Origin of the sequence: Serratia sp. ME47 (genome assembly GCF_903970925.1) — a bacterium.
GTDB lineage: Bacteria > Pseudomonadota > Gammaproteobacteria > Enterobacterales > Enterobacteriaceae > Serratia > Serratia ureilytica.
This window is the reverse complement of record NZ_CAJCKE010000002.1, coordinates 1-11,458: the sequence shown is the minus strand read 5'-3', so window position 1 is coordinate 11,458 and position 11,458 is coordinate 1. Positions and strand designations below refer to the sequence as shown.

General features: G+C 60.1%; 10 protein-coding genes. 6 read left to right on the top strand and 4 right to left on the bottom strand.

The window, feature by feature from the left end; genetic code table 11:
- Positions 1 to 12: 12 nt before the first annotated feature.
- The 3 genes from pbpC to H7A77_RS02270 are packed head-to-tail and all read left to right on the top strand — an operon-like array spanning position 13 to position 3,678.
- Positions 13 to 2,361 carry a penicillin-binding protein 1C gene (gene pbpC / locus H7A77_RS02280; RefSeq protein WP_033644869.1) on the top strand — a complete coding sequence of 783 codons (2,349 nt, stop codon included), beginning with the start codon at positions 13 to 15 and terminating at the stop codon, positions 2,359 to 2,361.
- A 60-nt stretch (positions 2,362 to 2,421) separates the two neighbouring features.
- The gene (gene truC, locus H7A77_RS02275; RefSeq protein WP_042785783.1) at positions 2,422 to 3,192 is read left to right on the top strand and encodes a tRNA pseudouridine(65) synthase TruC; all 771 of its coding nucleotides are present in this window, start codon (positions 2,422 to 2,424) and stop codon (positions 3,190 to 3,192) included.
- A 33-nt stretch (positions 3,193 to 3,225) separates the two neighbouring features.
- The gene (locus tag H7A77_RS02270) at positions 3,226 to 3,678 is read left to right on the top strand and encodes a flavodoxin (protein ID WP_033644870.1); all 453 of its coding nucleotides are present in this window, start codon (positions 3,226 to 3,228) and stop codon (positions 3,676 to 3,678) included.
- Positions 3,679 to 3,735: 57 nt separating this feature from the next.
- Here H7A77_RS02270 and H7A77_RS02265 read toward each other — a convergent pair whose 3' ends face one another.
- The 4 genes from H7A77_RS02265 to map all read right to left on the bottom strand — a co-directional run bounded on the left by H7A77_RS02265 (position 3,736) and on the right by map (position 8,653).
- Positions 3,736 to 4,125: a DUF3461 family protein gene (locus H7A77_RS02265; RefSeq protein WP_004931929.1), complete on the bottom strand. Its 390-nt coding sequence runs from the start codon at positions 4,123 to 4,125 to the stop codon at positions 3,736 to 3,738.
- A gap of 129 nt (positions 4,126 to 4,254) precedes the next feature.
- Entirely contained in the window at positions 4,255 to 5,079 is an 825-nt protein-coding gene (dapD, locus tag H7A77_RS02260; RefSeq protein ID WP_004931932.1) for a 2,3,4,5-tetrahydropyridine-2,6-dicarboxylate N-succinyltransferase, read from the bottom strand.
- Between the two features lie 42 nt (positions 5,080 to 5,121).
- The gene (gene glnD / locus H7A77_RS02255) at positions 5,122 to 7,785 is read right to left on the bottom strand and encodes a bifunctional uridylyltransferase/uridylyl-removing protein GlnD (RefSeq protein WP_042785782.1); all 2,664 of its coding nucleotides are present in this window, start codon (positions 7,783 to 7,785) and stop codon (positions 5,122 to 5,124) included.
- Positions 7,786 to 7,858: 73 nt separating this feature from the next.
- Complete coding sequence (gene map, locus H7A77_RS02250; RefSeq protein ID WP_028127527.1) at positions 7,859 to 8,653, bottom strand: type I methionyl aminopeptidase; 795 nt, start codon at positions 8,651 to 8,653, stop codon at positions 7,859 to 7,861.
- A gap of 345 nt (positions 8,654 to 8,998) precedes the next feature.
- Here map and rpsB point away from each other — a divergent pair, with 345 nt between their 5' ends.
- The 3 genes from rpsB to pyrH all read left to right on the top strand — a co-directional run.
- Positions 8,999 to 9,724, top strand: a complete 726-nt coding sequence (gene rpsB, locus H7A77_RS02245) for a 30S ribosomal protein S2 (protein ID WP_016929891.1) — start codon at positions 8,999 to 9,001, stop codon at positions 9,722 to 9,724.
- Between the two features lie 129 nt (positions 9,725 to 9,853).
- Positions 9,854 to 10,705, top strand: a complete 852-nt coding sequence (tsf, locus tag H7A77_RS02240; protein WP_033644872.1) for a translation elongation factor Ts — start codon at positions 9,854 to 9,856, stop codon at positions 10,703 to 10,705.
- A 148-nt stretch (positions 10,706 to 10,853) separates the two neighbouring features.
- Positions 10,854 to 11,458: UMP kinase (pyrH, locus tag H7A77_RS02235; RefSeq protein WP_182073770.1), on the top strand; the 605-nt coding region annotated here is incomplete at its 3' end.

Genomic DNA, 11,458 nt, shown 5'->3' with positions numbered 1-11,458 from the left:
TGCTGAGAACGTATGAAGATCCTGACCGGGCGCGTGCTGCAAAACGGCTTGATGGCGGTGTTTTTACTGGCGCTGCTGTTGACCGCAATTCGGCTGTGGCCGCATCCGCCCCTGTGGCAGGGGCTGCCGCAGTCTTCCGTTTATTACGACAGGCACGGCGCGCTGCTGCGCATTACGCTGGCCAACGACGATCGCTACCGGCTGTGGACCCCGCTGGAGCAAGTGTCGCCGCTGGCGGTGCGCGGGTTGCTGCTGCACGAAGATCGTTGGTTCTACTATAACCCCGGCTTTAACCCTGTCAGCCTGATGCGCGGTTTCTGGCGCAGCTATGTCGCCGGCGGCAAAATGCAGGGCGGTTCGACCATCAGCATGCAGCTGGCGCGGATGCGCTGGCATCTCAATACCCGTACGCCGGGCGGCAAGGTGTTGCAGGTGCTGCGTGCGGTGCAGCTGGAACTGAGCTACTCCAAGCGCGATATCCTGGAAGCCTATTTGAATTACGCGCCCTACGGCCGCAACATTGAAAGCATCGGCGCCGCCAGCCTGATCTATTTCGCCAAGCCGCCGCGGGAGTTGACTCTGCCGGAGGCGCTGACGCTGGCGGTCTTGCCGCAGTCACCCAGCTACCGTCTGGAGCCGAAAACCGGCGTGCTCGGCGCGGCGTTGACGCAGGCGCGCAATCGTCTGTTCCAGCGTTGGCAGCGGGTTTACCCCACCGACGCCAGCCAGCAAACGCTGTTCCGCCTGCCGTTGGCGCTGCGGCAGCCTGAACAAGTGCCTTATATCGCACCGCACTTTATCGAACAGCTGCGCCTGCAGACGCAGCAACTGGTGCAGCGCGATACCCGCGTAGACACGACGCTGGACGCCGGGCTGCAGCGGCTGGTCGAACGGCAGGTCAACGCCTTTATCGCCCGCAACCGCAGCCGCGGCATCCAAAACGCCGCGGTGCTGCTGGTGGACAGCCGCGATATGGGGGTGCGCGCGCTGGTGGGCTCGGCGGACTATTACAATCGTCCGATCCAGGGGCAGGTGAACGGCACCAACGCCAAGCGTTCGCCGGGATCGACGCTGAAGCCGTTCATCTACGCGCTGGGCATGGAGCAGGGCGTGCTGCATCCGATGACCATTCTGAAAGACGTGCCTTCGTCGTTCGGCGCCTATGCGCCGGAAAATTTCGACCGGCGTTTTCTCGGCCCGGTGACCGCCACCGACGCGCTGAATTTCAGCCGTAACATCCCGGCGGTCTATGTCGCCTCACAGCTGCGCCAGCCGACTTTTTATCAGTTCTTACGCCTGACCGGCGTCGCCAATATGGCCAATGAGAGCCACTACGGACTGTCGCTGGTGCTGGGCGGCGGCGAGGTGACGGCGCAGGAGCTGGCGAAGCTGTACGCGTTGCTGGCGAACCGCGGCGAGCTGCGGCCGCTGCGATTGCGGCTGAACGAGGGTGAACCGAGGCCGGTGCGGCTGTTGAGCGAGGAGGCCAGCTTCATCACGCTGGATATGCTGCGCCAGCACCGGCGGCCGGGCGATACGCTGGCGCAGCGTTCTTCGTCGCTGCCGGTGTACTGGAAGACCGGCACCTCATGGGGCTTTCGCGACGCCTGGAGCGTCGGGATTTTCGGCCCTTACGTGCTGGTGGTGTGGGAAGGCAACTTCGATGGGCGCGGCAACAATGCGTTGGTCGGCGCCGAGGCGGCCGCGCCGCTGTTTTTCAATATCATCGACAGCGTCAACGCCAGCTATCCCGCCCTGCGGGAACCGAAACATCCGTTCCCCAAGCGGCTGCGGCGGGTAGACATCTGTCTCGCCAGCGGCGATCTGCCGACGCCGTGGTGCCAGCAAAAGGGCAAGACCTGGTTCATTCCCGGCAAGTCGCCGATCAAGGTAGACAGCGTCTACCGGCCGGTGGTGCTGGATATTCACAGCGGCGAGGTTGTTTGCCCGCCGTATGACGCGGCGCAGACCCGCACCGAAATTTTTGAATTCTGGCCTTCCGATTTGGCCAACGTGTTCGCCCAGGCCGGGCTGCCGAAGCGGGCGCCGCCGGTCAATCGCTGCAAGGACAACGGCATCGCCGTCGGCGGCAACGCGCCGCGCATCACCTCGCCGTTGAAAAACACCACTTATACCCTGCGCCAGTCGCAACAGGGACGGGACAAAATCGCCTTCAATGCGGTGACGGACGCCGACAGCAAGACGGTGTACTGGTTCGTCGACGATATCTATCTCGGCAGCAGCGCCAGCAAAAAACCGATCGACTGGCGGCCGATCAACAACGGGCGCTACCGCATTCGGGCGGTGGACGATCGCGGCCGCGCCGATACGCGCCTGGTGACCATCGAATGGGTGAACTAGCGTTGCGTCTCATGCCTGTTATACTCGCGCCCGAAACGGCTATTGACCTGGGAATGCGATGTGATTGAGATTTTGTATCAGGATGAACACCTGGTGGCGGTGAACAAACCGTCGGGCTGGTTGGTGCACCGCAGTTGGCTGGACCGTCATGAAACTCGCTTTATGATGCAGACGGTGCGCGATCAGCTCGGGAAGCACGTATTTACCGTGCACCGTCTCGATCGTCCGACGTCCGGCGTGCTGCTGATGGCGCTCTCCAGCGAGGTGGCGCGCCTGCTGTCGCAGCAGTTCGAGCAGCATCAGGTGCAGAAAACCTACCATGCGGTGGTGCGCGGTTACGTGCAGGAGGAGGCGACCCTCGACTACCCGCTGACGGCGGAGCTGGATAAAATCGCCGATAAACATGCCGATGCCGACAAGGGGCCGCAGCCGGCCGTGACGCACTACCGGCCGTTGGCGCAGGTAGAGATGCCGGTGGCCGTCGGCCGCTACGACAGCGCGCGTTACAGTCTGGTGGAACTGCAGCCGGAAACCGGCCGCAAACATCAGCTGCGGCGCCATATGGCGCACCTGCGCCACCCGATCATCGGCGACAGCAAGCACGGCGATCTGCGGCAGAATCGCGGGATGGCGCAGCATTTCGGTTGCCCGCGCCTGATGCTGCACGCCAGCCATCTGCAGCTGACGCACCCGGTGACCGGCGAGCCGCTGCAGGTAACGGCGCGCTGGGACGAGGCCTGGCAAGGGGTGATGGCGCAGTTCGGCTGGGCGGGGGTATTCCCTGAACTTGCCGGGGTTGAGTTTAGCGCGGCTAACGGTCAGGATAGCTGACAATTTTTAAAGGTAATGAAGGGAGTAGGAGCCATGGCTCAGGTTGGTATCTTCGTGGGAACGGTCTACGGCAATTCGCTGCTGGTGGCGGAAGAGGCGCAAAACATCCTCAGCGAGCAGGGCCATGAGGTCAAACTGTTCGAAGAGGGCACGCTGGAGGCCTGGCAGTTTTATCGTCAGCACTACGCGCTGGTGATCACCTCCACCACCGGGCAGGGCGATCTGCCGGACAGCATCGCGCCGCTGTTCCACGCTATCCGCGATCAGGTTGGCTATCAGCCGGAGCTGCGCTATGGGCTGATCGCCCTCGGCGACAGCAGCTATGACCACTTCTGCGGCGCCGGGCGCACGTTCGATGCGCTGCTGCAGGAACAGGGCGCCACCCGCGTTGGCGAAGTGCTGGAAATCGATGCGATGGAACAGCCGGAGCCGGAAGTGGCCGCCTGCCCGTGGGTCGAGCAGTGGGGCACGCTGCTGCAGTCATAACGTAAAAAGGCGCCGCAAAAGGGCGCCTTAACGATGATGCGGGTCAACCGATCCGCATTATTTGCCGCGGGTGAGTTTTTCCAGATCGGCTTCGATCTCGGCAATCTTGTGCGACACCACGCCTTCGAGATGGCGCAGGTCGTCGAGGATTTTACGCTTCAGATCCACTTCCACCTGATCGCGCTGGCACAGCTGATCCAGCTCGTCGATCACGTAACGCAGGTTCGGGTTGATCTCGTGAATTTCCTTGTAGCCCTGGCCGGCGTTGTCCGCCACCACGGTTTTACGCTGGCGCGGATACTTGAACTTCACGCTCTTGGCGAAGAACTCGCCCTTGTCCTTGCGGAAATAGATCTTGAGGATGTCGTTGTTGGCCTCTTGACGCAGGCTATAGCGATCGACGTCTTCCGGTTGATTGATGCCCAAACTCTTCAAGTTATCGTACATACTGCGCCCTCTTTAGATGTGATCGTTATATTCCACGACTGCGATTATGGCGGAAAGCGAGATCTGCGACTGTGACTGCCAGCGAAACGCAGACAAAAAAATAGCGGGTGAATCACCCGCTATTTCAATTTAGTCGATAGTACGCAATAACTCATTAATGCCGACTTTACCGCGCGTTTTGGCGTCGACTTTCTTGACGATCACCGCGCAGTACAGGCTGTAAGAACCGTCTTTCGACGGCAGGTTGCCGGAAACCACCACCGAACCCGCCGGCACACGGCCGTAATGGATTTCGCCGGTCTCGCGGTCATAGATGCGGGTGCTCTGGCCGAGGTAGACGCCCATCGAAATCACCGAGCCTTCTTCCACGATCACGCCTTCCACCACTTCGGAACGCGCGCCGATGAAGCAGTTGTCTTCGATGATGGTCGGGTTGGCCTGCAGCGGCTCCAGCACGCCGCCGATGCCGACGCCGCCGGACAGGTGAACGTTTTTGCCGATCTGCGCGCAAGAACCGACGGTGGCCCAGGTGTCGACCATGGTGCCTTCGTCGACGTAGGCGCCGATGTTAACGTAAGACGGCATCAGCACGGTGTTGCGAGCGATGAACGCGCCCTGGCGCACGGTGGCCGGCGGCACGACGCGGAAGCCTTCCTTCTGGAAGCGCGCTTCGTCGTAGTCGGCGAATTTCATCGGCACTTTGTCGTAGTAGCGGGTTTCCGCGCCGTCCATCACCTTGTTGTCGTTGATGCGGAAAGAGAGCAGCACGGCTTTCTTCAGCCACTGGTGGGTGACCCATTGACCGTCGATCTTCTCGGCGACGCGCAGGGCGCCGCTGTCCAGCAGGCCGATCACCTGGTTTACCGCTTCGCGCGTTACGGTGTCTACGTTCGCCGGGGTGATGTCCGCACGGCGTTCGAAGGCGCTTTCAATAACGTTCTGTAATTGCTGCATGCTGTTCTCTTTCCTGATGTTGTCGGTAAAAAGTTACTTGTATCACATTTTATCGTTTGGGGTGAGGGCCTCTGTCAACCGTTGCTCCAACTTTCTGCGCGTTTCTTGGTCGAGCGCGCGCCGCTCGCCGTCGGCCAGGATAAACAAATCCTCGACCCGCTCGCCGATGGTGGAAATGCGCGCGCCGTGCAGCGACAGCCCCAGATCGGCGAACACTTCGCCCACCCGCGCCAGCAGGCCGGGTTGGTCGAGCGCGGTCAGCTCCAGGTAGCTGCGGCGATCGGTGTGGGTCGGCAGGAAGGTGACCTCGGTCGGCACGCTGAAGTGGCGCAGCTTGGAAGAGGGGCGGCGCACGCGCGGCGGCTGGTACTCACGCTGGGTGATGGCTTGCAGCAGCGCCTGGCGGATCGCCGCGTGGCGATCCTGCGCCAGCGGGCTGCCGTCCGGCTCCAGCACGATAAAGGTGTCCATCGCCATACCGTCGCGGTTGGTGAAGATCTGGGCGTCGTGCACGCTCAGGTTGCGGCGATCCATCTCCCCGGCGACGGCGGCGAACAGATAAGGACGATCCGGGCTCCAGATGAAGATCTCGGTGCCGCCGCGCGTCGCCTGGCGGCTGACCAGCACCAGCGGCTGGGTGGAATCGTGGGCCAGCAGATGGCGGGCGTGCCAGGCCAGCTGATTCGGCGAGTGGCGCAGGAAATAGTCGGCGCGGCAGCGGCTCCAGATGCGGTGCAGCGCCTCTTCGTCGATGTTGTCCATGCGCAGCAGCGCCAACGCCTGCAGCCGGTGGTGGCGCACGCGTTCGCGCAGATCCGGGCTGTTTTGCATGCCGCGGCGCAGCTGTTTCTCGGTGGCGAAATACAGCTCGCGCAACAGGCTCTGCTTCCAGCTGTTCCACAGGGTTTCGTTGGTGGCGCAGATATCCGCCACCGTCAGGCATACCAGGTAGCGCAGGCGAGTTTCGCTCTGCACTTCGCTGCTGAACTGCTGGATCACCGTCGGATCCTGGATATCGCGGCGCTGCGCGGTGACCGACATCAGCAGGTGGCAGCGCACCAGCCAGGCCACCAGTTGGGTCTCTCGCGAGTTGAGGCCGTGCAGCTCGGCGAACTCCACCACGTCCTCCGCGCCGAGGATCGAGTGATCGCCGCCGCGCCCTTTGGCGATATCGTGGAACAAGGCGGCCAGCAGCAGCAGTTCCGGGTGCGGCAGGCGCGGATACAGCTCCACGCACAGCGGATGGCGCGGCCGGGTTTGCGGATCGGCGAAGCTCTCCAGCTTCTGCAGCACCCGGATAGTGTGTTCGTCGACGGTATAGGCGTGGAACAGATCGAACTGCATCTGCCCGACGATCTTGCCCCACTGCGGCATATAGGCCCACAGCACGCTGTGACGGTGCATCGGCACCAGCGCGCGCGACACCGCGCCGGGATGGCGCAGGATGGCCATGAACAGATCGCGCGCTTCCGGGATGGTGCACAGCGGCTGTTTCAGGTGGCGGCGCGCGTGGCGCAGCTGGCGCACGGTGGTGGAGTAAATGCCTTTGATCTCGCGGTTGCGCACCATCAGGTAGAACATGCGCATGATGGCTTGCGGCTCGCGGATGAACAGCGTTTCGTCACGCAGATCGATCAGAGCGCCGCGCAGTTGGAAATCGTCGTTCAGCGGACGCGGTTTTTCGGTGGCGTCCAGCGCCAGGATGGCTTCGTCGAACAGCTGCAGCAGCATGTGGTTCAGCTCGCTGACGCGCCGCGTCATGCGGTAGAAGTCTTTCATCATGCGCTCGACCGGCTCGTTGCCTTCGCCTTCATAGCGCAGCAGCTGCGCGACGCTGAGCTGGCGATCGAACAGCAGACGGTTGTCGTAACGCGGCAGCACCAAGTGCAGCGCAAAGCGGATGCGCCACAGGAAGCTCTGGCATTCGTTCAGCTCGTTGCGTTCGGCCTGGGTGAGAAAGCCGAAGCCGACCATTTCGTCCAGCGAGGTGGCGCCGAAGTGGCGGCGCGCCACCCACAGCAGCGTGTGGATGTCGCGCAGGCCGCCGGGGCTGCTTTTGATATCCGGCTCCAGGTTATAGCTGGTGCCGTGGTAGCGCTGATGACGTTCTTGCTGCTCGTTGATCTTGGCGTGGAAAAACTGCGGCGAAGGCCAAAAGCCGTCGCTGAAGATATGTTTTTGCATCTGCAGGAACAGCGCGACGTCGCCGCAGATCATGCGCGATTCGATCAGGTTGGTGGCCACGGTCAGATCCGCCAGCCCTTCCAGCAGACACTCTTCCAGGGTGCGCACGCTGTGGCCCACTTCCAGCTTGAGATCCCACAGCAGGGTGATGAATTCGCCGACCCGCTGCGACTGTTGCTCCGTCAGCCGGCGCTGGCTGAGCACCAGCACGTCGATATCCGACAGCGGGTGCAGCTCGCCGCGGCCGTAGCCGCCGACCGCCACCAGCGCGGTTTCCGGGATATCTTCAAAGCCGTAGAACGTCCACAGCCGGCGCAGCAGGCGATCGATGAAGTCGCTGCGCGCCGCCACCAGGCTTTCTGCGCTGGAGCCGGCGTCGAACGCCGCCGCCAGCCACAGCTGAAACTGTTCCAGCCGCTGTTTCAGCACCGGGCAGGTGAGCTCGTCGTCGCCGTAGGCGCTGGGGGAGGCGGGCGGCATCGGCACGGCCGGGGCCGCCTGTTGAAGAAGATTGTCAGACATAGTGCGCAGCCCATAAAAAAGGCCGGCATAAGCCGGCCTGGTGATATTCTGCACGCGGCGTTCGCCGCGGTGCTTACATCTCGTGCGTAATGATGTTGGGGATGGTGTCATCCTTGCGCAACGTCATTATCTCGCAGCCGTTATCAGTCACCACAATAGTATGCTCATACTGCGCCGACAAGCTGCGATCTTTGGTTTTTACCGTCCAGCCGTCTTTCATGGTGCGGATGCGGTAGTCGCCGGCGTTGACCATCGGTTCGATGGTGAAGGCCATGCCCGGCTGCAGCACCACGCCGCCGTCGTCCGCGTCATAGTGCAGCACCTGCGGCTCTTCGTGGAACACTTCGCCGATGCCGTGGCCGCAGTACTCGCGCACCACGGAGAACTTCTCGGCTTCGACGAATTGCTGGATAGCCTTGCCCAGGGTGCGCAGACGGATGCCCGGTTTGACCATCTTCAGCGCCAGATACAGGCTTTCCTGAGTAACGCGGCACAGGCGCTCGCCCAGAATGGTCGGTTTGCCGACGATGAACATCTTCGAGGTGTCGCCGTGGAAACCGTCTTTAATCACGGTCACGTCGATGTTGACGATGTCGCCGTCTTTCAGCGTTTTGTCGTCGCTCGGGATGCCGTGGCACACCACTTCGTTCACCGAAATGCACACGGATTTCGGGAAGCCGTGATAGCCGAGGCAGGCGGAAATGGCCTGCTGCTCGTTGGTGATGTACTCGTGACAGATACGGTCCAGCTCGCCGGTGGTCACGCCAGGTTTGACGTGCGGCTCGATGATCTCCAGCACTTCGGCGGCCAGGCGGCCGGCCACGCGCATTTTTTGGATGTCATCAGGTGTTTTAATTGAGATTGCCATGAAATTCGTCCGCAGGTGTCGTTATCGTCGACAATAAGAAGCAGTGACTTATGGTATCAGCCCGGCCGGGGGCTGCCAAATTTCATTTCCTGACGCCCGGCGAAACGCAACAAAAGTTGGTGTCGGCGGCGGGTTTATGGTATAAAGCGCGCCGGCGATCCGTGTCTTGGTTCTTGTGACCTGGCGGGAATGAGCCGAAAATACTTTAACTGCACTCATTTTGTGTAAATAACACACACGTATCGGCACATCCGCCGGGGTGCCCTGAGGTGACTTGTCGCCGCCAGGGTCGGCGTTATGGGATACGTGGAGGCATAACCCCAATTAATCTATAGAGGTTTAATCATGGCAACTGTTTCCATGCGCGACATGCTCAAGGCTGGTGTTCACTTTGGTCACCAGACCCGTTACTGGAACCCGAAAATGAAGCCTTTCATCTTCGGCGCTCGTAACAAGGTTCACATCATCAACCTGGAGCAGACCGTACCAATGTTCAACGCCGCTCTGGCTGAACTGAGCAAGATCTCTTCCCGTAAAGGCAAGATCCTGTTCGTTGGTACCAAACGCGCAGCAAGCGAAGCGGTAAAAGACGCTGCGAACAGCTGTGACCAGTTCTTCGTGAACCACCGCTGGTTGGGTGGCATGCTGACTAACTGGAAAACCGTTCGTCAGTCCATCAAGCGTTTGAAAGATCTGGAAATCCAGTCTCAAGACGGCACCCTGGACAAGCTGACCAAGAAAGAAGCGCTGATGCGCACTCGTGAACTGGCCAAGCTGGAAAACTCCCTGGGCGGTATCAAAGATATGGGCGGTCTGCCAGACGCACTGTTCGTTATCGATGCCGATCACGAGCACATCGCGATCAAAGAAGCCAACAACCTGGGTATCCCGGTATTCTCTATCGTTGATACCAACTCCAACCCAGACGGCGTTGACTTCATCATCCCTGGTAACGACGACGCAATCCGTGCAGTAAACCTGTACCTGACTGCTGTTGCTGCCGCTGTGCGTGAAGGTCGTTCTCAAGATCTGGCCGTTCAGGCGGAAGAAGGCTTCGTAGAAGCTGAATAATAAGGCAAGCTCGTCACTGAGCCCTTATTAACCAGGTATTGACATATGTTGGTTAGGGGGGCCTGTAAAGGCCCCCTTTGCTTATCTGAATGAGAACTGTCTCCACGCGAGATAACCGAGGAAAAATAAATGGCTGATATTACCGCTGCCCTGGTAAAAGAACTGCGCGAGCGTACCGGCGCTGGCATGATGGATTGCAAGAAGGCGCTGGTTGAATCCAACGGCGACATCGAACTGGCAATCGAAAACATGCGTAAGTCCGGTGCGATCAAAGCCGCTAAAAAAGCAGGCAACGTAGCTGCTGACGGCGTGATCAAAACCAAGATCGAAGGCAACTACGGCATCATTCTGGAAGTTAACTGCCAGACTGACTTCGTTGCGAAAGACGCCGGTTTCCAGGCGTTCGCCGACAAAGTGCTGGATGCCGCTATGGCCGGCAAAATCACTGACGTTGACGTGCTGAAAGCACAGTTCGAAGAAGAGCGCGTAGCGCTGGTGGCAAAAATCGGCGAAAACATCAACATTCGTCGCGTTGCTTCCCTGGAAGGCGACGTGCTGGGCAGCTACCTGCACGGCGCGCGCATTGGCGTTCTGGTTGCGGCTAAAGGCGCTGACGAAGAGCTGGTTAAGCAAATCGCAATGCACATTGCGGCGAGCAAGCCAGAGTTCGTGAAGCCTGAAGACGTGTCTGCTGAAGTGGTAGAAAAAGAGTACCAGGTTCAGTTGGACATCGCCATGCAGTCCGGCAAGCCGAAAGAAATCGCAGAGAAAATGGTTGAAGGCCGCATGAAGAAATTCACCGGCGAAGTTTCTCTGACCGGTCAGCCTTTCGTTATGGATCCGAGCAAATCCGTTGCTCAGGTGCTGAAAGAGCACAACGCTGACGTGACCAACTTCATTCGCTTCGAAGTGGGCGAAGGCATCGAGAAAGTCGAAACCGACTTCGCTGCTGAAGTTGCCGCGATGAGCAAACAGTCTTAATGACTGTCGATGGAACCGCCGTCTGGCGGTTCCATACTATCCAGCCAGAATTACACCGGTGGCAGGCCCTGCAGCGTGATGCTCACCTCAGGCGCGTTTCATCGGCTGAAATCCCCAATACTAATACTGCTTCTTAGGACAGAACACCATGGCAACCAATGCAAAACCCGTATATCAGCGTATTCTGCTTAAACTGAGTGGCGAAGCCCTGCAAGGTGCAGAAGGTTTTGGTATCGACGCCAGCGTTTTGGATCGCATGGCTCAGGAAGTGAAAGAGCTGGTCGAACTGGGAATTCAGGTCGGTGTAGTTATTGGCGGCGGGAACTTGTTCCGCGGCGCGGGGTTGGCGCAAGCCGGCATGAACCGCGTAGTGGGCGACCACATGGGAATGCTGGCTACCGTGATGAACGGCCTGGCTATGCGTGATGCACTGCACCGTGCCTATGTGAACGCCCGCCTGATGTCAGCGATCCCGCTGAACGGCGTATGTGATAATTACAGCTGGGCAGAGGCTATCAGCCTGCTGCGCAACAACCGCGTGGTGATCTTCTCCGCCGGTACCGGCAACCCGTTCTTTACCACCGATTCCGCAGCTTGCCTGCGCGGCATCGAGATCGAAGCGGACGTGGTGCTGAAAGCCACCAAAGTGGATGGCGTATACTCCGCCGATCCGGTGAAAAACCCGGATGCGACGCTGTATGAACAATTAACCTATCAGGACGTGCTGGAGCGCGAGCTGAAAGTGATGGATCT

Coding starts and splice junctions, on each gene's coding strand:
- dapD (WP_004931932.1), bottom strand. CDS start 5,079: ATGCAGCAATTACAGAACGTTATTGAAAGCGCCTTCGAACGCCGTGCG.
- H7A77_RS02270 (WP_033644870.1), top strand. CDS start 3,226: ATGGCTCAGGTTGGTATCTTCGTGGGAACGGTCTACGGCAATTCGCTG.
- map (WP_028127527.1), bottom strand. CDS start 8,653: ATGGCAATCTCAATTAAAACACCTGATGACATCCAAAAAATGCGCGTG.
- rpsB (WP_016929891.1), top strand. CDS start 8,999: ATGGCAACTGTTTCCATGCGCGACATGCTCAAGGCTGGTGTTCACTTT.
- H7A77_RS02265 (WP_004931929.1), bottom strand. CDS start 4,125: ATGTACGATAACTTGAAGAGTTTGGGCATCAATCAACCGGAAGACGTC.
- tsf (WP_033644872.1), top strand. CDS start 9,854: ATGGCTGATATTACCGCTGCCCTGGTAAAAGAACTGCGCGAGCGTACC.
- pbpC (WP_033644869.1), top strand. CDS start 13: ATGAAGATCCTGACCGGGCGCGTGCTGCAAAACGGCTTGATGGCGGTG.
- glnD (WP_042785782.1), bottom strand. CDS start 7,785: ATGTCTGACAATCTTCTTCAACAGGCGGCCCCGGCCGTGCCGATGCCG.